This is a genomic window from Mucilaginibacter conchicola (genome assembly GCF_003432115.1).
GTDB classification, from domain to species: Bacteria; Bacteroidota; Bacteroidia; order Sphingobacteriales; family Sphingobacteriaceae; genus Mucilaginibacter; species Mucilaginibacter conchicola.
Genome location: NZ_QWDC01000002.1, coordinates 717,452 through 741,619 on the forward strand (window position 1 = coordinate 717,452; position 24,168 = coordinate 741,619).

General features: G+C 45.0%; 17 protein-coding genes. 8 read left to right on the forward strand and 9 right to left on the reverse strand.

Annotation, left to right across the window (positions count from 1 at the left end; genetic code table 11):
- Positions 1 to 3: 3 nt before the first annotated feature.
- The 4 genes from D0C36_RS12845 to D0C36_RS12855 are packed head-to-tail and all read left to right on the forward strand — an operon-like array spanning position 4 to position 2,836.
- Positions 4 to 1,482 (forward strand): RagB/SusD family nutrient uptake outer membrane protein, encoded by a 1,479-nt coding sequence (locus tag D0C36_RS12845; RefSeq protein WP_117392027.1) that lies wholly within the window; start codon positions 4 to 6, stop codon positions 1,480 to 1,482.
- A 24-nt stretch (positions 1,483 to 1,506) separates the two neighbouring features.
- A complete protein-coding gene (locus tag D0C36_RS24530) occupies positions 1,507 to 1,677 on the forward strand; it encodes a hypothetical protein (protein ID WP_158557109.1) in 171 nt (56 codons plus the stop codon).
- A gap of 3 nt (positions 1,678 to 1,680) precedes the next feature.
- Positions 1,681 to 1,887, forward strand: a complete 207-nt coding sequence (locus tag D0C36_RS12850) for a hypothetical protein (protein WP_117392028.1) — start codon at positions 1,681 to 1,683, stop codon at positions 1,885 to 1,887.
- The gene (locus D0C36_RS12855; RefSeq protein ID WP_117392029.1) at positions 1,871 to 2,836 is read left to right on the forward strand and encodes a sterol desaturase family protein; all 966 of its coding nucleotides are present in this window, start codon (positions 1,871 to 1,873) and stop codon (positions 2,834 to 2,836) included. The genes D0C36_RS12850 and D0C36_RS12855 overlap by 17 nt, the downstream gene beginning before the upstream one ends.
- Positions 2,837 to 3,015: 179 nt before the next feature.
- Here the strand turns inward: D0C36_RS12855 and D0C36_RS12860 are convergent, their stop codons facing one another.
- From D0C36_RS12860 to D0C36_RS12890, 7 genes are all read right to left on the reverse strand, one after another.
- Entirely contained in the window at positions 3,016 to 3,813 is a 798-nt protein-coding gene (locus D0C36_RS12860; RefSeq protein WP_117392030.1) for a lipoprotein, read from the reverse strand.
- 382 nt (positions 3,814 to 4,195) lie between these two features.
- On the reverse strand, positions 4,196 to 4,945 hold the full coding sequence (locus D0C36_RS12865; RefSeq protein WP_147321990.1) for a glycoside hydrolase family 16 protein: 750 nt from the start codon (positions 4,943 to 4,945) through the stop codon (positions 4,196 to 4,198).
- A gap of 13 nt (positions 4,946 to 4,958) precedes the next feature.
- The gene (locus D0C36_RS12870; RefSeq protein WP_117392032.1) at positions 4,959 to 6,302 is read right to left on the reverse strand and encodes a glycosyl hydrolase family 18 protein; all 1,344 of its coding nucleotides are present in this window, start codon (positions 6,300 to 6,302) and stop codon (positions 4,959 to 4,961) included.
- Between the two features lie 31 nt (positions 6,303 to 6,333).
- Positions 6,334 to 7,341, reverse strand: a complete 1,008-nt coding sequence (locus D0C36_RS12875) for a glycosyl hydrolase family 18 protein (RefSeq protein WP_117392033.1) — start codon at positions 7,339 to 7,341, stop codon at positions 6,334 to 6,336.
- Positions 7,342 to 7,352: 11 nt separating this feature from the next.
- Complete coding sequence (locus D0C36_RS12880; protein ID WP_117392034.1) at positions 7,353 to 8,957, reverse strand: SusD/RagB family nutrient-binding outer membrane lipoprotein; 1,605 nt, start codon at positions 8,955 to 8,957, stop codon at positions 7,353 to 7,355.
- 28 nt (positions 8,958 to 8,985) lie between these two features.
- Positions 8,986 to 12,480: a SusC/RagA family TonB-linked outer membrane protein gene (locus tag D0C36_RS12885; protein ID WP_117392035.1), complete on the reverse strand. Its 3,495-nt coding sequence runs from the start codon at positions 12,478 to 12,480 to the stop codon at positions 8,986 to 8,988.
- A 38-nt stretch (positions 12,481 to 12,518) separates the two neighbouring features.
- The gene (locus D0C36_RS12890) at positions 12,519 to 13,571 is read right to left on the reverse strand and encodes a FecR family protein (RefSeq protein ID WP_117392036.1); all 1,053 of its coding nucleotides are present in this window, start codon (positions 13,569 to 13,571) and stop codon (positions 12,519 to 12,521) included.
- Positions 13,572 to 13,696: 125 nt separating this feature from the next.
- Here D0C36_RS12890 and D0C36_RS12895 point away from each other — a divergent pair, with 125 nt between their 5' ends.
- Positions 13,697 to 14,296: an RNA polymerase sigma factor gene (locus D0C36_RS12895; RefSeq protein ID WP_117392037.1), complete on the forward strand. Its 600-nt coding sequence runs from the start codon at positions 13,697 to 13,699 to the stop codon at positions 14,294 to 14,296.
- A 190-nt stretch (positions 14,297 to 14,486) separates the two neighbouring features.
- Here the strand turns inward: D0C36_RS12895 and D0C36_RS12900 are convergent, their stop codons facing one another.
- Positions 14,487 to 16,094 carry a DUF6377 domain-containing protein gene (locus D0C36_RS12900; protein WP_117392038.1) on the reverse strand — a complete coding sequence of 536 codons (1,608 nt, stop codon included), beginning with the start codon at positions 16,092 to 16,094 and terminating at the stop codon, positions 14,487 to 14,489.
- Positions 16,095 to 16,529: 435 nt separating this feature from the next.
- Between D0C36_RS12900 and D0C36_RS12905 the strand changes: the two genes are divergently transcribed.
- The 3 genes from D0C36_RS12905 to D0C36_RS12915 all read left to right on the forward strand — a co-directional run bounded on the left by D0C36_RS12905 (position 16,530) and on the right by D0C36_RS12915 (position 22,907).
- Complete coding sequence (locus D0C36_RS12905; protein ID WP_117392039.1) at positions 16,530 to 17,636, forward strand: glycoside hydrolase family 43 protein; 1,107 nt, start codon at positions 16,530 to 16,532, stop codon at positions 17,634 to 17,636.
- A 266-nt stretch (positions 17,637 to 17,902) separates the two neighbouring features.
- Positions 17,903 to 21,049, forward strand: a complete 3,147-nt coding sequence (locus tag D0C36_RS12910; protein WP_117392040.1) for a SusC/RagA family TonB-linked outer membrane protein — start codon at positions 17,903 to 17,905, stop codon at positions 21,047 to 21,049.
- A gap of 4 nt (positions 21,050 to 21,053) precedes the next feature.
- Positions 21,054 to 22,907 carry a RagB/SusD family nutrient uptake outer membrane protein gene (locus tag D0C36_RS12915; RefSeq protein ID WP_158557110.1) on the forward strand — a complete coding sequence of 618 codons (1,854 nt, stop codon included), beginning with the start codon at positions 21,054 to 21,056 and terminating at the stop codon, positions 22,905 to 22,907.
- 220 nt (positions 22,908 to 23,127) lie between these two features.
- On the opposite strand, the gene D0C36_RS12920 is transcribed toward D0C36_RS12915, so the two are convergent.
- Entirely contained in the window at positions 23,128 to 24,132 is a 1,005-nt protein-coding gene (locus D0C36_RS12920; RefSeq protein WP_117392042.1) for a TolB family protein, read from the reverse strand.
- Positions 24,133 to 24,168 lie beyond the last annotated feature (36 nt).

Here is a 24,168-nt window from a genome sequence, read left to right on the forward strand (position 1 = left end):
ACCATGAAACAGAAAATACCATATATAACACTAATTATTGCCGGCGCTGCATTGCTGTTTGCATCGTGCAATAAACTGACGGAGAACCCAAGTTCGGTGATCATTGCCGATCAATTTTATAAAACACAGTCGGATGCTGTATCTGCCGTTAATGCAGCCTACAGCAGTTTGAATAGCGACCCTGCAGGAGACTTTCCGCTGTATGGCCGCCAGTTAAATTTGTTGACAGAGAACGGCAGCGATAACCAGATCTACAGCCCCAGCAACACCAACCCCGATGTAAGGGCTTTAGGTACCGAAACCTATATATCAGCCAACAGCCGCGTACAAAAAGTATGGCAACAGCTTTATTATGGTATCAACCGTGCAAACATCGCTATAGATAAAATACCGGCTATACAGGCCGATACGGTAGTGTTGAACAGGCTGGTGCGCGAGGCTAAATTCCTGCGTGGCTTACTTTACTTTAACCTGGTAAGGCTGTACGGCGCGGTACCGCTTATCCTGCATGATCCTACATCTATCCAACTGAAAGACCTGCAACAACCGCGCACACCTGTAGATAGTGTTTACCTACAAATAGTAGCCGATTTGAAAGATGCGACGTCTCTGCCAAAAACCTATAGCGGGTCTGACAAGGGCAGGGCAACATCGGGTGCGGCACATGCGCTGCTTGCAAAAGTTTACGTAACCCGCCAGCAATGGCAACCGGCATTAACCGAGCTTAACCAGGTAATAAACGGTGGTTATGGTTATTCGTTATTCACCAACTACCGCGATGTGTTTCAAAAGCCGACAAAGAATGGTGTGGAGCATATTTTCTCAGCTCAATTTGAGAGTAATCTTGGTGCCGCCAACAGCGTGCAGAACCTGAGCCAAAGTTTTAGCTCGTTTAACCCCGGTACGTTGCCGATAGATATTCCGGCAGATCAGAACCTGGTTAAACTGTTCAGCACAAGTGATACCCGCCGTGCCGTTACTTTTTACAGCGAAGTGTACAATGCAGCAACCGGCAAAACGGTGGTTTACAGCAATGCTTACACGCCTTACTTTAACAAGTTTGTTGATTACAGCCTTACGCCGCTAACCACGCAAAGCCAAAGCGGTATCAATTATCCGGTGATACGCTATGCCGATATCCTGCTGCTTTATGCCGAAGTACGTAACGAGATAGATGGCGCGCCATTAACAGAGGCATACAATGCTATTGACCAGGTGCGTAACCGTGCGCAGATAGGCGGCTTAACCAAGGGCTTAAGCCAGGCTGCTTTCCGCGATTCGGTTTTTCTGGAGCGCCGCAAAGAGTTTATACAGGAAGGCCACCGCTGGTTCGATCTGGTAAGGCGCGGCGGTACTTACCTGGTTGATGCCTTGCACACACTGCCTGCAAAATCGGCAGCGAGTGATAAAAATAAACTGTACCCTATACCGCTGATAGAGTTGCAGCAAAATCCAAAGCTTACTCAAAACCCCGGATATTAATTCATCACCATAAAAACTAACGCTATGACATTATCAGATGTAAACATTTTAGTAAAGAAGATACTGGTAGGCATCATTGTTACCGTAGTGCCCTTTGCCATTATTTTCACAGGATTGTGGTTTACGCCCAAACTGCTCAGCAGCCACAAACCCAAGCAACCCGATACCATTACCAAACAAACACCAAAGCCATAAACTATGAAAATGGAGAAAGCCACCAAAGATCGCATTGTGCGCAATGTGTTCTTAAGCCTGTTTATTTTCCTGCTGCCCATAGCGGCCATGTTCGCCACATTTTACTTTACCGGCGAGCGCCCCTGGGAAACAAAGAAACAGCAGCCCAAAAACGAAACTGACACCTCAATAAACACCAAAAACAATAAACAAGATGGAAGCAACGATTGAGTTTTTTAAAAAAGTGATAGATAACCTGAATGGTTTCGGGTTTCCGTTCCTGGTATTTTTTATAGGCGTGGCGGAATTTTCCTTCGGCCTTTACCGCGGTAAATGGCCAAAGAACGAGCGCTGGGTTGATATTGCCTGTTTTACCCTGCCACGACTGATCATCAGGCCGGCAGTAGCATATTTCGGTTTGGAACTCTTGCCAAAGGTTTTACCCGGATTGAAGAACGAATTTAGCTGGGTTCCGTTCTGGTGGGGAGCTGCCATTATAGCCGTAGCTGACGACCTTACCCAGTACTGGTATCACCGCCTTCATCACGAAGTACCATGGTTGTGGCGTTTTCACCGTACGCACCACTCGGCATCGTACATGGGTATGGCTATGGCCAGCAGGCAAAATGCAATTTATACCCTGTTCTTCTCGCAAACCTACTTAACCACCGCACTGGTTTATCTGGGTTTAGGAATACCTGCGGTTGTTGTACGCGGCATAAAAGGTACCATTACTACCCTGGCCCACTCCAGCATACCATGGGATAAACCATTCTATAAATACAAAGTGCTGCACCCTATAGCCTGGGTGTTAGAAAGGGTAATATCTACCCCCGCAACCCACCATGCGCACCATGCCGCTACCACAGATGATGGTGTGGGTTACTACAAAGGCAACTTTGGTAATATGTTCTTTATATGGGATATCATTTTCGGTACGGCACTTATCTCGCGCCAGTATCCAAAAGCCTATGGTATATCGCATTACGAGGGCGACCAATGGTATGCGCAGCTACTTTGGCCTATCTTTAAATCAAAAGTAGAGGGTAGTGAGCTTGCCAAAGATGGCCCCGTTGTAAGGTTAGATGATTTTGGAAGCGAACCATCATACAATAAAACAACAATTGACCAGAAGTTACCAGGAAATATAAATCCTGCTCCTGAATTGGTTAGTCACTAAGTAGTTAAAACAAAGCCCTCATAGCCATTTATGAGGGCTTTTGTCGCTCACCTTTTAAGCCGGGTAGAGTCCGGTAGATTTACCGGTATTGAGTTAACTGCTTAAGCGCCCGGTTCTTGATTGGCAAGAGGTAAGACATCTAAGATGCCCAGCCTCTGTATCTTTTTTCTGTCTGATTCTCACGGAGTGAATTTGAATTCGTGAATGACGATCTCTACAGGCTGCCCGTTCGATGGTGCCAGGCCGTTGTAACACCAAAGATTCAGCAATACCGGCATACTTTTACTGCTGATGGAAGTTGCCGGACTGGTAAATGTTTTGGTCAGGAAAAGATTGGTATCACCATCCTGAAAACCATATAAACTTTTGAACACCACGCTGCTGGCTGTACGTTTGAAGCGATGGGTCGTATAGGTACCGCCAGGGGTGGTGAAATTCTGTGAGTAGCTTGCAGGCGTAGCAGGGTCGCCTACTTTGGGAAATATGGTATAGTTTAAGTTGGGCCAGGCATCATTTCCCCAACGGGCAAATTCGATATCAATCTCGTCGCGGCCATCTATCCCCGAATAATCGAACAGTCCCAACACGATGTTTTTGTTCAGATTAGCGATAGGGCCGTCGATCTTCCACTGGTAGGTTCCAAACCCGAAATTGGTAGTACTGGATATTTCTGCACATTCCCAGCGGCCGGTAGCGGTGTTATAGGCCACTTTGAGATGCAACCAGCCATTGCCGTCAACCCAAACATAGTTCGGGTTCCAGTAATTCGGTCCTGGGCCGGCAGTACCCGCAGGTGCTTTAACATTCCAGGTGTACCCGCTCCAATAAATCGTCGCATTTGTTTTTATTCTCGGCGCAGCAGCGGCCGGCTCTGCTTCGGCGCTTTGGGCTTTGGATTTAGCAGTTAGCGATTGCTTTTCTTTCTGACATGCCGATAAGACTAAAACCAGAAATAAAAAAATAAAGGTCTTTTTCATAATTTAATGTTTAGAAGGTTCTCAATTGGTAAAACTGACATCATGCTTTATGGGCAAGATTTAACTGAAAATTTAAATCACATATAGCCACCTCCTTTCTTTTGAATACAAGTGCCTGTAATTCAGAATTTTTACCAAATAAATCATAGGAAAATATTTCCCTAAAGAAAATATTCCGTTGGCGTATAAGAAGAGATTGAACTTAAGGATAAACACATCTTTTACCAGCTCATTTACAAGTGGTCCTCAGCTGGCATGTCCGGATAAAAAAGAAAGCCGGCTCAATTTCTCAAGCCGGCATTTCCTCTCTATCAACATGTAACTGGATACCTTAATTTTTTACTGACCAGTTCAGCATACAACCAGTGAACGGCTGTTAATATTATTTACCAGGTTGAAACTTAAAACTGTGTATCACAACTTCAAATGAGTTACCTTCTTTAAGGCCCTCGCCTTTGAAAAGCCATAAATTCATTAGCACGGGCATATCAATCGTACTCACAGATACGGAAGGGCTTTTAAATACTTTTTCCATAAAAAGGTTATCCCGTGGTTCATCATTCAAGTGCCCGTAAAGGGTTTTAAAAGTTACACTGTTTGCTGTGCGAATAAACTTATGCGTTGTATAAGTACCGTTGGGCGATGTAAATTCTGTTGCGTAAGCAGTATGCCTCGGCGGGTCATCCTGTTTGGGATAAACCGTGTAGTTGAGATTGGGATAGCCGGAGTTGCCCCAGCGTGCCAGCTCAATATCTATCTCATCACGGGCATCAACTCCTGAATAGTCGAACAGGCCCAGCACCAGATTGTCATCAAATTTGTCAACATCTGCATCTATCTGCCATTGGTAAGTGCCTAAACCAAATTTCTCGTTACTGGCAACCTCGGCACACTCCCATTTCCCGGTTGCAGCATTCTTACTCACTCTCAAATGCAACCAGCCACTTTTATCAACCCATACGTTCTTCGGGCTCCAATAATTAGGGCCAGGCCCTATGGGCTCATTATGATCTTTTACCGTCCAGGTATAACCGCTCCATTGAATGGTCTTATCCTGACATTTAGCTTCGCGTTGCAATGCGGGGAGCAAAAACATCAGAGATAGTAACTGTAAGATTTTAATATGCTTCATCTTTAATTCCATTTTATTTCTGGGTATTAAATATGGCCATCATTAATGAATTGGCATCCTGCGTATCAAAATCGCCCGCCCACAGATAGGCACCTTTAAATGGATTATTCTTTATATATAAAGCCTTTTCTGTTACCAATGGCAGGCCGTTGAAATACACGCCGCCCGCGCCTGACTTATCGCTAAACTCTTTACTGTATGCCGTTGGATCGGCAGTAAGAATAGCCTTATAAGTCATGTAATCATAAGAACCCCAGCTTTCGTTATTACCGGCTGCATTAAGCGCATTGTAACGCAGGCCGAACGCAGGGATCCCGATAACTAGCTTACTGGCCGGCAGGTGGAAGTTTGTCCAGATAGCGGCACCATCCTTCATAAACTGCAGGCTTGATGACTGGCCTACAGGCGCATCAGGCCCGATGTGTATATTGTCTTCAAATGCGTGCAGATTAACCCATGAAGCCGCAGAAAGATCGGGATACTCCCAATGCTGGTAATTTACCGTAGCCGTAACGGTTACAATAGCTGACGCGGGCAATGCTGCCTTCAGTTCGGTAAGGAACGGGCCTATTGCATGGATATTATCCGGCGCGTTGCCAGAGTTAATATCAGTCATCATAATATCTACGCCATCCATGTGTTTGGCGGCTACGTAAGCTTTTACCAAACCTACCAGTTTGGTGCGTTTGGCGGCATCGCGTATGGCTGTACCAAAATCATTGGTCTCATAAATAGCCCAGCCATCAATGCCTGATAGCCTGCCGCTGATACCCAGTATAACCGGCACTCCTGCAATATGCGCCCTGGCCACAATTTCCTTAGCCTTTTGTCCGGCTTCGCCCGGTGAAGTATCCAGATCGCCTTCTGGTGATACCAGGCCTACTTTATAGGCCACATGCGTTACATTAGCAAAATTGACATTTGCTGCTGTAGCATCCTGCGTTAGGTAGGTCATGCTCACTTTGTTGTACGATTTAAACGTGTAAGTTGCAGGGTTTACCAACACCTTTGTACTTCTTACGCTCGAGTCGCCATTGTAAGATACTTTTAGTTTGATAGTAAACTCGCCACCTTTATCAGGGGCAAAGGCAAATTTTTTATCCTTTGATACTTCCTTACCATCAACCATCCAGCTAATATCAGCTTTACCGGCTGGGGTTATCTCAATATTGCTGAATTTGGCTGTATCGCCCTCTTCAATGATCTGCGCGCCTGAAAACTCTCTCAAGAGATCAAATATCCGTGGCTGTAAAGGGTTGGCACTTTCCTGTTCTGCAACGATGTCTTTCTTGCATCCGGTGCTAACCGCTACCAGCATCGCTATGGGTATTATTAATTTATAACAGATCTTTTTCATTTTCTTTTATTGATTTGATAGGCTATAAAACTTATTTGTTTGCAGCCTTTACTTCGGCTACGATGGTGTTTAATAATGAGTTTGAACCGGTGCCGTCCTGCAACAACTGCCAAACCATAACACCGCCAGCTTTTTGCAATGCCAGCGTAGTTTTACTTTTTATGGTTGGCATGCCGTTATAGTACATGGTACCGCCTTCGGCAACGGTCACCTCGTCCTTATCTATTGAACCGGGATATGTTTTAAGAATATCTGCGAAGGCCATGTCCTCAGGAACGCCTTTGCCAAAACCATAACCATAAAAAGGCAGGCCGAGGCTTAGCTTCTCCTTTGCTATACCGCGGTTGCCGCCCCAGTAATCAAGATCGTCTACTGCCATTGCGTATGGTGAATGCTGCCCCGGCTTCTCTGGTTTCCACGGCCCGGTTTTATCGTACGACATGATGTTGATGAAATCGAACTGGGCAAGTGCCTTGTCAGTGTATTGCGTTGCATAAACCGTGGCAATGGCTGTAGTAAGCAACTTACTTTTTGGCTTTAAAGCAGCTTTAAGTTCGGTTACAAAAACTTCGTAATTACCGTCTACAAAATGGCCCTCAAGATCAACGTCTATGCCGTCAAGATTGTAGGTATCAGTTAGCAATGCTAAACTGCTTACCAGTTTGGCACGGGTGCTTTTATCGGCAATCAACGTGGTATAATACTCCGGTGCAAGCCCCCCGCCTATTGACGCGAGTACCTTAACATCCTTACCGTGTGCAGTGGCGCTTACTTCTTTTAAGCCGGGGTATGCTTTAAAAGCACCATTGGCATCAGGGTTAAGGAAAGCGATATTGAGGTGCGTTACCCTTGTCAGATCAACTTCTGCAGCTCTGCCATCTTCAACATTATATTCGCGCAAATACCCCACTATCCGGAACGAATTAGCTTTCGCAGGCGTTTTATCATCACCTGGTTTTACCTCAGAATGGGCAGTTTTTTTACAACTGCATAAAAATGCCAACAGTAACAAAGCGTATCCTATATTTCTTTTCATCATCTCTTGTCCAATTATTGTTTATCCCACCAAACTCTTGCTGTCCAATCATCTATGCCGCCGGTTAACCTGGCAATGGCTTTATTGATATTGGTGGCGTTCTGCTCGGTTTCGGTAAGCGGGTACTCAAACCTGCGCGGTGTGGTCAGTGAAGTTGATTCAGCATTAGATGCCGACGCTAAAACCGGGAAACCTGTGCGACGCCAGTTGGCGTAGGCCTCGGGACCATTTAGCAATAAGGCCACCCAAAGTTGGGTGTCTATAGCCTTAAGCTCATTACCCGGTGATAGCGGATTGTCTGTCTTAAAATTCTGCACCTGTGCATCTGTGATTGCCGGGCCACCTTTAAACAGAGCCAATTGTTTCATGGCTGCGCCAACTCCGTTACCAAAATGCGCAGTAGCAGAACCACCTAAGTTCAGTCCCCAGCGTTGGTTTGCTTCGGCCAGCAAAAGTTCCGTCTCGGCATAAGTCAGATGGAAAAATGGCGCGTCATTAGTGATGAGCCAGTTGGCCAGCTGCACTTTTTGCCCGTTATTAGGTACCTGAACAATCCTGCCACCACCAAGGTCAACGTTTATCGCACCCAAAAAATCATCATAATTGTATTTGCCCGGCCCTACACCAATAATTCCTACCTGGGCTTTAACCTGCTCGGTAACATCAATGCGCTCCGATGGTTTATCGGGGTTTACCCAGTAATTCCGGGCGATGTACTGTAAACGCGGATCGTTAGCATCGCTCATGGCCTTCAATAAGGTTGTACAAATGCGCGGCCTGCCTTCGTCAGGATACTGATTGATCCCCACGGATACACCATTGCCACGGATATCGGCATAACTGTTCTGCACATCTGCATGGCGGGTGATGCAGTTATCATCGGCACTTTCAAACACGCCTGCGGCAAAGGCCGCCTGTACTTCAGCTTTTGCTTTATCAGGATTTATCTTACTCAATCTCATGGCTAAACGCAGGTGCAGCGAGTTGGCAAACCTTTTCCATTTGGCCACATTACCCTGGTAAAAAATATCTGCGGCTACGTTATCCTTAGAGGCATCTAACTGGGCAGATGCCTCGGTCAGTTCCTTAAAGAAATCGTTATAGATATCCTGCTGTGCATCAAACTCGGGGCGTACAATACCCGCGCTGTACGCCTTGCCTGCTTGCGTATATGGAATATCGCCGTACAGGTCGGTCATCCTTGCAAATATGTATACCTTCATGATGCGGCACATGGCATTGAGGTTATTTTTTTGTGGATCTTTTGCAGAGCGTTCCGTAGCGTCAACAATGTTTAGTACGTCGTTAGGGTAACCCAGTTCCCAAAGCTCAGACATGTATTGCCTGTTCTTCACATACTCAAAACCATAGCGATTATAATAAGCGCCGCCTATTTGCTGCACCATTGGCATGGTCATAATAATGCCCGTACGCTCGTTAATGGTTAACTCGCCCGAAAAGCGCAGCTGTGTTAATACCAATTGATTGGTAGGGTCGAGATTACTTGACTTTGTTGGGTCGGTATTTATATGCCCAAAGTCCTCAAATTTCTTACATGACGACAGCATGGTGGCGCACGTTAAGATCAGGATGGCTATTTTGTTTATATATTTTTTCATAACTGTAATAATCAATGCTATCCGTATATCAGAATTTCACATTTAAGTTAAAGCCCCAGCTTTTTCTTGATGGCAATGAACCATACTCCAAGCCTTGCCCATTCCCATTATTGTAGTTTGAGTCGGGGTCAACATTAGGTACATTCTTGTGGATGATGAACGGGTTACGGCTTACCAGTGCCACGGCCATGTTCTTGATACCCCATTTTGAGGATATAGCACTTGGTATGGTATAACTCACGGTTATCTCGCGCATCTTAATGTAGCTGGCATCATAAATAAATGGCGTAGCTACACCATTGCCATCGCTGTAATAATTTGCCCAGTAAACTGAAGGATCTACAGCTTTGGTGTTTTTTGAATAGATAGGCTTGCCTGAACCGTCGGTGCCGGTTTGTACTACACCTTGCGGCACATACCCTCTTACATTACCAGCGGCAGTCCATTGCTCAATGCTCATACCTGCGGTTTGGCGCGCCTCTTCAGATTTTATCCATTCGGCACGGCCCGGTAGTGTTGTTAAACTTGCACCACGGATAACGTTGAACAAATTGGTCATTGAAAACAGGCTTGCTCCTTGTTTAATGTCCATCACGAAACTTAAACCAAAGTTTTTGTAGTAGAACGAGCTGCTTAAACCGCCTGTCCAGCTCCAGGTTCCTTTGCCCAGCACTTCGCGATCAACGCTCTGTAATGGTGCAAGCGTAACCGGATCAAGAATGGCATTACCCTGGTCGTCTTTCTGCCCACCGTAACCTAAAATGGCGCCATAGGCGGTGTTTGGCCTGGCCACCACTGAGGTACCCAGCCAGCGTGCGTCTGACAATGTAAGGTAGGGTATACCATCAGCTAAAGACTCAACATTGTTGATATTGCGTGCAAAGTTCACGTTCAGGTCCCAGCTAAAATCTTTGGTTACTACAGGCCTGGTATTTAATGCTACCTCGATACCTTTATTACCAATAACACCGGCATTAACCAAACTTTGCTGGAAACCCGAGCTTAGCGGTATGTTAACGATATTGATCTGGTCTCTTGATTTTGAGGTGTAGTAAGTAACATCTAAACCTATCCTGTCATTAAAGAACTTCAGATCGGTACCTACCTCAAATGAACGGGTACGGGTTGGTTTCAAATCATCACCCGGTGGTTTTATGGTGGTACCTATACCGCCCAATGCCTGCCCGTTAAAGTTTTGCGGGTTAAGGGCGTAAACCAGGTTAAGCATATACGGATCGGTACTGCTTGCTACCTCTGCTGCAGAAACCCTGATCTTGCCCAATGAAAGTACGGACTTAGGGATCTTAAAGGCATCGGTAAACACAAAGCTTGCTGATGCTGATGGATAGGTGTAAGCATTTTTACCAGCCGGCAATGTTGATACCGCGTCGCGGCGAACTGTAGCATCTAAGTATAAAAAGCTTTTGTAACCCGCTGTTAGTAAAGCATAAAGTGAGCGGGTTTGCATCTCACGCGGAGAAAGCTGCGTAATGGTTTTATCAGAAAAACTGTTTGAGCTGATCACATCTGTTGCAACCATATCGATGTAGTTACCCGAGTAACCCGGAGCCTGGCTGCGCGATAAACTGCCCCCCAGCCTTGCTGACAGGTTAACTGATGGCGTTATCTGCCTTTGGGCGCTCAGCAACATATCCGCCTCGGTAGTCTGCACTTTTTGGTTAGTAGTTTCCAACCTGCCGGTTAATGAGCCCGGGGTAGAGCGCGGACTGAATTTTTCGTAATCGAAATAAGTAAAATCTGTAGACGCACGGCCCTGCAGGTTTAACCAGCTGGTGAAAGCATAATTGGCCTGCAAACCGCCTATCATCCGGTTCTTTTTGGTGCGGTTGTTCATCTCGTTTATAACCCAGTAAGGATTGAGCCTGTACTGGCCGCCACCCCACTCTAAATAGTTGCCTTCGGCATCTTTATAGCCGGTTTTAAACGAAGCCTGGTCAACGTTATTAGCCAAACCAATAAAGTTGTTACCAATATTGCCGGGATCATCAGCTAATGATGGGCGGTTCTTCACGTTCTCGTTCATGTACATCACCCTGGCCTCAACCGTCAGGTTCTTGCCAAATTTGGAGTTACCCGTAAAGTTGAAGGTGTTGCGGCGCATGTTACTGCCCGGAACGATATCGTTATTGCGAAGGTCTGATACAGACAAGCGAAAGCTGCCTTTATCACTTGAGTTTGCCAGCGCAATGGTATTGGTAAACGTAGAACCCGTACGGAAAAAGTCCTGAATATTGTTCTTCACCAAAGCAAATGGCCTGTAAACACCATCGAAGCCAATGACCTGCAAATTAGGATCGAGCCTTGGCCCGAAGTTATTGAAGAGCGTATTTTTTGCCTGGGCGGCGTCAATTACCAATTGCTCTGAGGAGCCCTGGCCGTAGATGAACTGGTTACCATCTAACGTGGTAAGCTGTTTTTCAAATGATGAAGTGCTGTTAAACTCGATACCCAGTTCCTTACGCTGGCTTCCTCTTTTTGTGGTGATAAGAATAACGCCATTACCTGCACGGCTGCCATACAAGGCAGACGCAGAGGGCCCTTTAAGGATACTGATCTTGTCTACATCATCAGGGTTAATGGCAGATATGGCATCGCCAAAATCCTGGCCGCCGGAATATTTACCACCCCCTACCTGGCCATAGTTTGAGTTATCTATCGGCACACCATCTACCACATACAATGGCTGGTTATTACCGGTAATGGTTGTATTACCGCGTATGATAACCCTTGATGAACCGGCCGGGCCACCCGCTGTGCTGTTGATCACCAAACCCGGCACCTTACCGGCCAGCGAGTTCATCACGTTAGTTTCGCGGGCTTTTTTCAGATCGTTACCATCTATTTCAGCGAAAGCATAACCCAGTGCACGTTGTTCGCGTTTGATACCCAGGGCAGTAACCACCACTGTTTTAAGCTCTGTGCTGCTTTGTTTAAGGTTGATGGTGACATATTTTGAGTTCTCACTCGCTATAACTGATGATGGCTCAAAACCCAGCATCCTGAAGGTAACAACATCGCCGTTATTGGTTTCAATGGAGAACTCGCCGTTGGTATTACTTACCGTAGACTTATCAGTTTTAGTATTGGTGATGGTTACGCCGGGTAAAGCCAGTTTATCGCCATCAAGCACTTTACCTTTTAAAGTGAACGGCGCGGCTTTTAAGGCTTGTATCATCACCGTTTCTCCGGCTATCTTGTACCTTACGTTGATCTGAGCGGCCAGCGCTTCGATAACATCATCCAACTGCTTATCAACGATCCTGAGGTTGATGCGGCGTTTAAAATCCACATCGGCAGGGTTGTAAGAGAAATGTATCTTGGTAACATCCTCTATCTGCCTAAACACACTTTCCACCGGCTTGTCCTGCCAGTTAAATGAGTAGCGGGCCGCTTTTGGAGATGATTGCGCGTATGCGCTAACGCATACAACCAGCATCACGGCTCCAAATAACCTGCATAACGTTGTTGAGAGCAAACGCTTTTTGGGTAGTTTTTTTTGCATAGTTTAAAAGTTAGGTTAGTTGATCATTTTGCATTCTGTCAGAATACGAGTGTTACGTTATCGGCATTGTATTTATAAGTAAAGTTGTTAACGTAGCCAATGGCGTCAAGCACCTCTGAAAGCGACTTGTTGCTGAACTGGCCGGTAAAACGGATCTTATCTGTCGGCGCTGCATTTGTTTTGAGTTTCACACCGTATGTGCTTTCTATCCTGGTGGCTATTTCCGTAAAATCAGCATTGTTGAACACCAGGCGGCTATCCTTCCAGTTTTGTATCTCCAGTTGGTTGAAATCACCGCGGGTAAAGCTTTTATCACCGTCAGTCAATACAACCTGCTGGCCCGGCACCAGTATTTCTTCTTTTATCGCTGATCCGGCCTGCGTGGCTTCAACTTTAACCTTTCCGGTAGATAGCATTACACTTGCGGTTTTTGCGCTCATGTAATTACTTACTTTAAATGATGTACCCAAAGCAGTGGTTGCGGTTTTGCTGGTAAGTACAACAAAAGGACGGCTCTTATCTTTAACTACTTCAAAAAAGGCCTCGCCCGTTAAAAGCACGTGGCGGTTATCCTTGTTATAATCATTAGCGATCTTTAGCGTGCTGGCTCCGTTAAGCAGTACTTTGGTACCATCAGGCAATACCAACGTTTTGCGCGATCTGTTATCTGTTTGAGCAACCATCCGATAATTAGCGCTTGTTATCTGACTATATAAAACAGAACCGGGCACCGTAACATGATAACGGTAGAAACCATAGCCGATAAGCAGTACCAGCAATGTAGCCGCAATGGCAAAGCGGGATATCCACAACTTACGCACATTGGTAACATCAGGGGGCTTTGGCAAATTTGCTTCTGCAGCTAATGAAGCTTTTAATTTTTGAAGGGCTTTGTTCTTTTCATCAGCACTCACCCTGATGTTGAGCATCAGGCACAGATCGCGGGCGGTGTTGATTTTATTTTTAAGGAGCGGCTGCGTACGAATGATGTTTTCCCAGTGCGCTTTATCTGCGTCATTACTATCATAACAATAGTTTATAAAGCTCTCATCCAGCAAAAAATCATCGGTATTGTAATTAGAATAATCCATTTAATTGGTATTTATACACAAGTGCAAAAGATTATTCCTTTTTACCAATACTTTTTAAAATATTTTACAAACATTTTGCTACATTCATCTGCCGATAGAAAACACCACTGTTGTGGCTATTACAGATGGGTATTAATTCAGTACAGGTTAAAAAGAATTGGGGCTTGCTCGTACAAGGCGACGAACAAGGGCTGTACGCTTGTTTTAATATTTTTTATGATGATTTGTACCGCTTTGGCGTGAGTATGTATAAGAACCCCGAGTTGGTTAAGGAAAGCATCAACAACCTTTTCCTGGAGCTTTGGCGAATACAGGAAAAACTATCGGGCGTACAAAATGTGCAGCAATATGTGCTCACCATCTATAAGCGCATTTTATACAAAACCTATCAGCAATACAGCCGCGATACTTTTACCACAACACTGGAAGAGGCGGAAATTGAAGCTGCCGCAGCTGAGCAGCCTTATGAGAATATATTAATAGCCAGCCAGCAAGACGAGATCACAAAAAAACGCCTGCAAAAAGCCCTGAACCGTTTATCGCCAAGGCAAATAGAAATCGTAAAACTGAGATACTTTGACCAGGTAAGTTTTTGCGAGATAAGCGAACGTACAGGGCTCACCGAGAGAACGGTTTACAACACACTTCACAACGCTATTAAGATATTAAGGGATATTTTTATATTGACTATCGTATTTGGTTCACAAATCTGGGATGCCGGCTGAGGTATCGGGCTCTTCAAAAGTCTTATCATTATATGAAAGGGATTGAAAAACAAACAATCCAAAGAAATTGATAGTTACAATATCGATAAAAAGACGATCAAAGGCACAGGTTGCGTATTTAACAAATAAGTGCAAAAATCGCCCTTGCGCCAACAATCCACGCTCAGCGTATAGGCATCAATCTATCGGGTCAAAACTCATCTGTGAATTTAATTTCCATGATCTTCTGTTCAAAAACTTCCGGCTCTACAATTGCTTTAGCCTTCACACGGGCCCGGTAGGTGTAAACCGTATTAACGGTGTAATCTAAAATTTTGGCAATAGTTTCAATGTCGGTCACGCCTAATCTGATGAGTGCGAAGATCCTTATCGTAGGGGTCAGCATCTCCCCTTTCTTTAACCAGATCTGGTCTTCTTTATTCAGCAGGGAATTAAAAGAGGCAACAAAATTGGGGAACAGGGTAAGGAGTACGCTGTCAAGTGTGCTATAGAGTTGCGTCTTTTCCTGCTGTATCTGCACATTACCAAGCACAGTTGTTGCATCCTGATATTTGCCTAACTTTATGTTGTGCTGGGTCTTACGCTTTACTTTTTCGAGTGTTTCTATGTAAGAGGAACAGGTTTTGAAGAACAGCCCGATCAACTCTTCTTTAATTTTAGAAGATTGCCAAAGCATGCCGTTGACATCTTGTAATTCGGCATTTTTTTCTTTGATGACCTGCTCGTTCACTTTAATGCGGATCACCTGTTTACGAAAAAGCACTAATTGGAAAACCAGCACCACTGCAACCAGCATCACAATACCCAAGCCTATCCATACCATATCTTTTTCGTGCTGCTTCTCTTCAAGTAAACGACTGGCAATAAGCGGAAGAACAGATTCTATCTGGGCGGCCCTATTGCGCGTGCCATAAAAAGCGGCGTTGCCAAGGGCCTCTTTTATACAGATATAAGCATCACCGTTCCGGTTCAGTTTAAAAAACTCCTGGCCCAGTAAAAAGATGGCGAAGGTTTCTTTAGTAGCCGAGCGGATGTCACTTATAGAGGCAAGCATGAGTAGTAAAAGTTTATCGTCACCCTGGTAGGCATGGCTAACCAGCGTAGCAGCCATTGCTACCTGATGTTCGGTTAAGTGATTATCTAAAAAATACCTGTAATAAAATTCAGCGGTCGGTTTTCGGTTCCGATCTGTCTCGGGCAAGAAAGCCCGGCTGGTCATCTGTTCCAGTTCGTCAGGTGTAATGATACTGGCTGCGCTCCTATAGTCGCGCTGCGAGGCCTGTTTATAGCTTTTGGCAAAAAAAGCATCATTATCATAGGCACTCACTTCGGCGTAAAGCATCGCCCTCAGATTTAAAAACTCGTGCCGGGTTTGCTTAGACAGCACAGCGGTATCTATTAGTGCAACCGCCTCAAATGCCTCTTTATAAAACCCGGATTTGAGTAACACGGTCACCATCGCCATTCGGCTTTTGATCAATTCATCTTGTTTGTGGAAGCGCTTTGAAAGGTCGATCATCCTGTTTACGCTGGTAACGGCAGAATCAAATTTGAAAGAACTGTACTCGTCAAACAACTGCGACAAAAGTGTAAAACGTGGAGAAAACTGAGTATCCGGTATGGATGACAGGCGCTGCCTTAATAAAAGTATTTTTTGCTCTTTACGGTCGATGTACCGGGGCTCTTTACTCAGTTCGGTTTTTAATACTTTCCAAAGACTGTCTGTTCGGGGGTTGGAAGCGTAAGCCGAAACCATGGTGAGCAAAAATGCTGCAAGAATGGAAGTTCTTTTTTTCATCAGTAATTACAAAAGAAGAAGGATTGAACCGGACTAACACGACCGAAATGGGCAACTTGTACGTGTAATTAAATACTTTACCTCTTCATCCCGGCGATAGCTTTGAACGGTCAGCCTAAAAATAAATATAAAAACAGATTGCGACGAAGCCCCCCTTTCAGAAACGCTTCAAACGCTTTGTTAAACCGGTGTTATTTAAGATTTTAACCTTGATTTTTACAAGATTTATCATAGTTAAATATTTGACTATCAGTTAAATGTCAAATAAACAGTTTTGATTTTACTTTTGACTTCTCCTGTATCGGCACTATCGGCAATTTTCGTCCCTACATTTGGTTAACCAATTAAATGAATTGAAACAGACATCTGCGGGCTAAGCTAATTGCCTGTTTGTTTTAAGGCTAACCAATTTTTCTGAAACCTATTTACAATCTTATGAGAAGCAGATCACTTTTACTATTAATTGCCTGCCTGCCTATGCTGACCCAGGCTTGCCAAAAGAGTCAAACGGGCGGCGATTCGATTAAAGTAAACCCTACCGGCATTAAAGTCAAATACTTTAAAAACCCGGTTATTGACGGCGACCATGCCGATCCGTTTGTAGCGCAAAAGGATGGTAATTACTATTTCCTTTCTACAAAGGGTAACCGCATTGCTATAGCAAAAACCAAAGCCATGTCGCAATTGGTTGCTGCTGCTGAAACAACCGTTTGGACACCACCGCAGAATACAGACCACTCGGCCGACCTTTGGGCACCGGAACTACATTTTCTTTCGGGCAAATGGTATATCTATTTCGCTGCTGCGCAAGGAGGAGTTAACGACAGCAACCGCATGTTTGTGCTGGAAAATGATAATCCCGATCCCACCCAGGGCACCTGGAATTTTAAAGGCAAAATATTTGATCAGGCTAACGATCAATGGGCGATTGATGGCTCCGTTGTAACGATAGGTGATAAAAACTACTTTACCTGGTCTGGCTGGGAAAACGCTGATGAAAAGTATAAGCAGTACATTTTTATTGCACCAATGTCCAACCCATGGACATTGAGCGGCCCAAGGGTAAAAATATCATCGCCAACTAACGATTGGGAAAGATGGGAACCAACTTTTTTAGGTGCAGGTGTTAACGAAGGGCCAATAGCTCTGCAACGCGATGCAAAAAGCCCGCTGTTTATTATCTTCTCGGCCAGCCGCTATAGCAGCGATAACTATTGCCTCGCCCAAGTTCAACTCAAAACAGGCAGCGACCCGTTGGTAGCCGGTAACTGGATAAACAAAAAAACGGTTTTTGAAAAAAGCGACAAAACCAGCGTTTACGGGCCAGGCCACAATGGCTTTTTCACCAGCCGCCGCACCAACGATAAGGGCACGGTTGAAACTGAGAACTGGTTCATCTACCACGCCCGTGCACTCCCTAATAAACCCGACCAGCCGCGAACGGCGCGTATGCAAAAACTCACCTGGAATACAGACGGTTCGCCAAATTTCGGTACCCCAATCGCTACCGGGGTTGACATTGCCTGCCCTATAGGCGACTAACAAAAACACTTTCTTCAATAGCCTTTAAGGCGCTATTAATAACACTACTGTGCTCTTAAAAAAGAGCAAGTAGCCCGCCTCATGCCCTGCTTTCGGGGCTTAATGATGGTAGTGGCAACAGAAAGCACATAATGATCAATCCATAAATATTTGAACGATATGATATAGAGCGATGCATCAACCGGAACGGATAGCGGATAGTCTGCTTAAGTGCCAGCCAATACTCTTAAAAAAGTATTCCTATCAAAAAACCATACAAACCAATTATGAAAAAACTTTTATATAAAAAAAGAGAAAGCACTTACCCGCTCGGCGGTTTATTTGCTTTACTCATCAGCATTATAGCAGTTGTTTGCTCGCCTGCAAAGGCTGAAATAAAACATGCTGTAAACAACCATTCGGCAGCTAATAGCTATAAAATGTTTAAGGACATTGAAGTACGCGGTACAGTTACCGATACCAGCGGCGTGGGCTTGCCCGGTGTGGCGGTTACGGTTAAAGGCCGTAGCGGCTACGGTGCTATTACCGATGTGAATGGCGGCTACATGATCAAAGTACCCGAAGATGCTACACTGGTATACACCATGATGGGCTTCCTGAAACAGGAAATACCGGTGCGCTCACGCGAGTTCATTGCTGTAAGACTAAAACAAAACATCGCCATGCTGGAAGATGTGGTGGTGGTGGGCTATGGCACACAGCAAAAAAACAATGTTACCGGTGCGCTTACATCGGTCACCTCAAAAGAGTTGTTACGTACGCCTACTGCCAGCCTTACCAACAGCCTTGCGGGCCGCCTGCCGGGTTTGGTCACCATACAAAGTAGTGGTGAGCCCGGTGCAGATGGCTCGGCCCTGTACATCCGTGGCTTTGGTACCTATCAGGGCAAAAGCCCGCTTATATTGGTAGATGGCATTGAAAACAGCATTGACGGTATAGATGCCAATGATGTGGAAACGGTTAGCGTATTGAAAGACGCAGCCGCTACTGCCGTTTACGGTATGAAGGGCGCTAATGGCGTTGTGCTGGTAACGACTAAAAGAGGTAAGACCGGAAAGCCAGTTATTTCGCTTACCGCGCAAACGGCGGCTCAGCAGCCATTTAACATGCCTAAATATCTCGATTCGTACAATGCATTAACGCTGTTTCGAGAAGCGCTGAACAATGATGGCTTGAATGCTAACCTTTACACAGACGAATACATCAATAAATTCCGCGACCGCAGCAATCCTACTTATCAGTATCTATACCCAAATGTAGACTGGACCAAAGAATTGATCAAACCTTCATCAATGATGACGCAGGGTAACCTTAACGTAAATGGTGGTTCATCAACAGCCCGTTATTTCGTATCACTGGGCTATTTAAAGCAGGATGGTTTATATAAGTATGATAACCTTAACGCCTACAATATTAATGCGGTAACCAATAAGTACAATTTCCGCAGCAATATAGATGTGGATATTACCCCGTTACTTAAACTGGAGCTGAACCTGTCTGACATCGTACGTGACAGGAACTATCCTAACGAAACAGCCGGCGGTATCTGGAACCAGCTACGTACCACGCCATCTTATCTTTATCCTTTAACGAATCCCAATGGCTCGGTACCGGGGCAAAAAGATTCGCCGCCCAACCCTTATGGCAGGCTAACGCAATATGGTTATGGTCGTTTTTTTGAAAATACATTAAGTTCTATTGTGGGCTTTACGTTGAAAATGCCATTCGTGACCGAGGGTTTGAGCTTCAGGACGCGTTTTGCGTACGATGCACAGAACTACCGCAATATCTTCCGCCAGCGTAATTATTCTACCTATCGTTTCATCATAGATGAGAATGAGACAGACCTTAGCAAAGGCAGGTATGAAGAATTAACAACCGGTGATGGATTGCTGGGCTTTAATATCAACGCCAATGGCAGCCGAAAGTCAACCTTAGAGGCTTATTTAAATTACGACAGAACATTTGCGCAGAAACATGCTGTATCGGGTATGTTGCGTTACAATCAATCAGAAAGTTTCCAGGCAACCAATACTGCCGACGGTGCCATTGCAGCGCTGCCGTATAAGCAACTTGGTTTAGTGGGCCGGGCCAATTACGCTTATGACAGGCGTTATGTAGCCGAGTTCGACGCCGGTTACAATGGTTCAGAAAATTTTATGAAAGGCCGCCGCATGGGTTTCTTCCCGGCGGCATCATTAGGATGGATCGCATCAAACGAGAAATTCCTGAAAGATTCAAAAATAGTCAGTCTGTTAAAATTCAGGGGATCATACGGTATTGTAGGTGTTGATAATAGCGTTGGCCGCTTTGCTTACTTAAGTACCTGGCAAACGGGCAATAACGATTTGGGTTACCGATTTGGATCTGCTGCTGACGGCGACTTTTTTCCGGGCGCACAGGAAAGTGCTACCGGTAATTCTTTCCTTACCTGGGAGAAATCAAAAAAAACCAATATTGGTGTAGATCTGGAATTATTTAAAGGTGAGCTATCATTTACTGGCGATGTGTTCAAAGAAAGGCGCTCACAGATCCTCACCACGGCTACTATTATCCCCGATGTAAGCGGCGTACAAAACCTGCCGGCCATTAACGCAGGTATTGTAGATAACAAAGGTTTTGAGGGCGAACTTACCTGGCGCAAACGCTTCGGTAACCATAACCTGATGATAAGAGGATCTTACTCTTACGCAACCAATCGCATACAATACGCAGCAGAGCCTGTATACGCTTTAGCCTACCGCGGATTAAAAGGCACCCAGATCAACGAGGCTTATGGTCTTACTGCATTGGGCTTATTTAAAGATGATGCGGACATCGCAGCCAGCCCTACTCAACAGTTTGGCACAGTACGCCCCGGAGATATAAAGTATCTTGACCGTAACGGCGATGGCGTGATAAACAGTCAGGATGAGGGTTACCTGGGCCAGGTTACCACCCCAAAATCCATCATGGGTTTCACACTGTCATACACCTATAAAAACGTGGATTTCAATGTGTTATTTCAAGGAGCCACGGGTGGTAAGCTATGGTTGACCGGCACCTCGGCATGGGCATTTTCCAGCAACAGCTCGGTACTGGCCGATTACCTTACAGGCCGTTGGACCACCGATAACCCCGATCCAAATGCGCAATGGCCAAGGCTATCCTCGTCAAATAATGTTAATAATAACCAAAACTCAACCTTTTGGCTAAGGTCATCAAACTACCTGCGCCTTAAAAATGCCGAGATCGGTTACACGTTCCCAAAAATCTGGGTTAAACGCATTGGCCTGTCAAACATCCGCATTTTTGCGAACGGCTCAAACATCTACACCTGGTCCAAAATGAAAATTTTCGATCCGGAGCGTAACAACTTTGGCGACTACCCTCAAATGCGTGTCATAAACTTAGGATTAAATGCTTCAATGTAACACCATGAAAAAGATATCCACGCTGCTTTTAGCAGCACTATTAATAGGCAGCACATCCTGCAAAAAATACCTAGATGTTGTACCTGCCGAATATTCGAGCGAAAACGATGTTTTTAATAACATCAACCTTGCAGAGCAGGCACTTTCCCGCCTTTACAATGCATTGCCAAACGAACTGACGGCTTATTATACTGCTGCAACAGATGAAACTTACCACCACTGGTTTGACAATGGCGAGGCGGTTAACGCTTACAAGTACAATTTGGGTAGCTGGAGCACCAATGATAACCCTTTGGGCAACTGGTCTGGCAAGTACCAGGATATCAGGAGAGCTAATATTTTTATTGAACGGATTGATGGTGTGCCTATCCCGCTCGACCGTGAAAGCTACTATGCCACCTGGAAACCGCGTTATAAAGCCGAGGCTCGTTTTATGCGTGCGCAATTCTACTTTGAATTGTTCAAACGTTATGGCGCGGTGCCTTTGTTAACTACTGCTAAAGATGTAGATCCCGGTAACCTGGAAGATACTCAGGTTGCGCGCAATTCAGTAGATGAAGTGGTAAGCTTTATAAGTACCGAGTGCGATGCCATTGCAGCGGTACTACCTTCCACCCAGGATGCCGCACAAACCGGCCGCATTACCAAGGGTGCTGCTTTGGCGCTAAAGGCGAGGACGCTTTTATATGCTGCCAGCCCCTTGTTTAATGGCAATCCTTTATATGCCGGTATCAAGAATAAAGACGGCAAGGCACTCTTTAACCCCGCATACGACAAAGAAAAATGGAAACAAGCTGCCGATGCTGCAAAAGCGGTTATCGATTTGAATATATACAGCTTATATAGCCCTAATCCTAACAACCCGGTACAAAATTATGCGGCGCAATTTTATACCCGCGATTATACCGAGACCATCCTGCCAAGGATAATGGGTAACTCGACAGATATAGACGGCAATTACCTGCCAAATGGTTCACCTTTTAAAGGTAATGGAAAGCTTACCCCGCTACAGCAACTGATAGATGCCTATGAAATGAAGAATGGTTATCCCATCACTGCCGCAGGTTCCGGCTATACCACTAATGGCTTTTGGAATGGCCAGCTTTGGGATGGTTTGAAATTTCAGGACGTAAGCAATATATCGAACATGTACAAAGACCGCGACCCACGCTTTTATGCCAGCATATTCTTCCAGTATGATGTTTGGCGCTTTGATGCTACCAGGCGCCCGGTGAGGCTGGCCTGGTTCGGATCGGGCAATGGCATAACCGATGGATGGGCAACCGGCAAACCCGGCACCAACCCCTGGGGTTATAACGTCCGTAAGTTTTTATCACCTACTTATGACCGCAATGCAAACTCAGGAACGGGCACAAGAAACTTCCCTATTTTCCGCCTTGCAGAGATCTACCTAAGCTATGCCGAGGCCATGAATGAATACCTTGATGCTCCGGACCAATCGGTTTATCAATACCTGAACCTGGTGCGTGCACGCGTATCTATGCCGGGGCTGCCTATCCTGCCTGAGGATCAGACCAAAGCAGGTATGCGCAAACGGATACAAAACGAGCGCCGGGTGGAACTTGCCTTTGAGAGCCATCGTTTTTGGGATGTAAGGCGCTGGTTAATTGCTAAGACGGTAGATAATGTGCCTGCATTGGGTTTAAACGCACGCCCTTCTGCAGCAGAACTGCAGGCTACCGGTCTCAACGAAAGCAGTGAGGCCGCGGGTGTAGCTGTGTTCTACAAAACGGTAACCTTACAGAACAGGGTATTTGTTGACAAACATTACCTGATGCCTATACCACAAACAGAGATAGATAAAGATCCTAACCTTGTACAGAATTACGGCTGGTAGGCTTATCGGTAACTCTTTTAATACTTTAACCTTTGCATCAAAGCCGGAATCTCTTCTAAAGAGTTCCGGCTTTGATGCTTTAGAAGCTGCTAAATCTTCCTTAAGAAGCAATTGATAGCTTTGTTTATACAGTGGAGAGCTGCCGGAAAATAAAAAAAGCGCACCAATTCATTGAATTGGATACGCTCTCTTATTAATCAACTAAAAAAGTTCTTTAAAATCAATTTGGTGTGTAGGCAGACCCTAACTCGTCTACTGAAGAATTGATCCCGGAGTTATAGGTTGATAGGGAATAAATTGCCCCGGTGTTGATATTCGCTATATATAGATCATATCCACCAACTGTTCCGGACCTGGTACTGGATAAGATCACATTGTCTGTTCCGCATGGGTAAGCATCTGCATATTCGGCATTGTTATTATTAAACGGTAGGCGCGTGCGTGTGCTGTTTGCAAAATAACCCATGTAAACCTGATCATGATGATCAGTGCTGCTGTACCACCTGCTGTATAAAAATGTATTTTGGTCGCGTTTAATCGGGTAGTATTCCTGCACGCCACTTACATTAGCTAATGCTGTGTTATTTGTGCCATCGAGATTAATTTTATAGATGTCAGATGCACTACCGGCACCCCGTGCGTAAAGTAATCCGGTTGCATCATCATTGTAATAAGGCATCCCTTCTTCAATCGACGGTGTGTTTGTTACAACATTGGTAACGCTTCCGGTAAGTTCCATTATTTTCAGATCACCAGCCTGCTTAAACGCTATTCTGTAGCCATTCGGTGAAAATTTAGGGTCTTCATCTCTTAAATTATTACCTGCGGTAAGATTTGTTGGGGCGCTTGAAGAGCCCACTGTCCATAAGTAAATATCCCAGTCTCCTGATCCTGCCGGCTGGCCCATGAATACGATCTTTGTTCCATCAGGACTAAAATGTGCATTCATTGGATAATCAATGTTCCAGTTCTGACTAACCCATGTTAAGGTATTTGTGCTGAAATTGTATATATACATTTTAGTGCCCGCACAGGCATAACACGAGTAACTATGATAAACAAGTTTGCCGGTAACAGCAGGTTTGGCCTGAACAGCGTTAGTTGATAAACGTGACGTTTTCGTACTTTGTGCTGTATCAACAACCGTTTTAATTTTAGAATCTTTCTGGCATGAGATAAGCATGCCTGCTAAAAAAACAAGCGTTAAAAGTGCAATTCTTTTCATGTTATTTAAGTTTTAAAATGGTTTAACTATGGCGCA

Coding starts and splice junctions, on each gene's coding strand:
- D0C36_RS12875 (WP_117392033.1), bottom strand. CDS start 7,341: ATGATGAAAAGAAATATAGGATACGCTTTGTTACTGTTGGCATTTTTA.
- D0C36_RS12920 (WP_117392042.1), bottom strand. CDS start 24,132: ATGAAAAGAATTGCACTTTTAACGCTTGTTTTTTTAGCAGGCATGCTT.
- D0C36_RS12900 (WP_117392038.1), bottom strand. CDS start 16,094: ATGAAAAAAAGAACTTCCATTCTTGCAGCATTTTTGCTCACCATGGTT.
- D0C36_RS12860 (WP_117392030.1), bottom strand. CDS start 3,813: ATGAAAAAGACCTTTATTTTTTTATTTCTGGTTTTAGTCTTATCGGCA.
- D0C36_RS12880 (WP_117392034.1), bottom strand. CDS start 8,957: ATGAAAAAATATATAAACAAAATAGCCATCCTGATCTTAACGTGCGCC.
- D0C36_RS12890 (WP_117392036.1), bottom strand. CDS start 13,571: ATGGATTATTCTAATTACAATACCGATGATTTTTTGCTGGATGAGAGC.
- D0C36_RS12905 (WP_117392039.1), top strand. CDS start 16,530: ATGAGAAGCAGATCACTTTTACTATTAATTGCCTGCCTGCCTATGCTG.
- D0C36_RS12855 (WP_117392029.1), top strand. CDS start 1,871: ATGGAAGCAACGATTGAGTTTTTTAAAAAAGTGATAGATAACCTGAAT.
- D0C36_RS24530 (WP_158557109.1), top strand. CDS start 1,507: ATGACATTATCAGATGTAAACATTTTAGTAAAGAAGATACTGGTAGGC.
- D0C36_RS12885 (WP_117392035.1), bottom strand. CDS start 12,480: ATGCAAAAAAAACTACCCAAAAAGCGTTTGCTCTCAACAACGTTATGC.
- D0C36_RS12850 (WP_117392028.1), top strand. CDS start 1,681: ATGAAAATGGAGAAAGCCACCAAAGATCGCATTGTGCGCAATGTGTTC.
- D0C36_RS12845 (WP_117392027.1), top strand. CDS start 4: ATGAAACAGAAAATACCATATATAACACTAATTATTGCCGGCGCTGCA.
- D0C36_RS12865 (WP_147321990.1), bottom strand. CDS start 4,945: ATGAAGCATATTAAAATCTTACAGTTACTATCTCTGATGTTTTTGCTC.
- D0C36_RS12895 (WP_117392037.1), top strand. CDS start 13,697: ATGGGTATTAATTCAGTACAGGTTAAAAAGAATTGGGGCTTGCTCGTA.
- D0C36_RS12915 (WP_158557110.1), top strand. CDS start 21,054: ATGAAAAAGATATCCACGCTGCTTTTAGCAGCACTATTAATAGGCAGC.
- D0C36_RS12870 (WP_117392032.1), bottom strand. CDS start 6,302: ATGAAAAAGATCTGTTATAAATTAATAATACCCATAGCGATGCTGGTA.
- D0C36_RS12910 (WP_117392040.1), top strand. CDS start 17,903: ATGAAAAAACTTTTATATAAAAAAAGAGAAAGCACTTACCCGCTCGGC.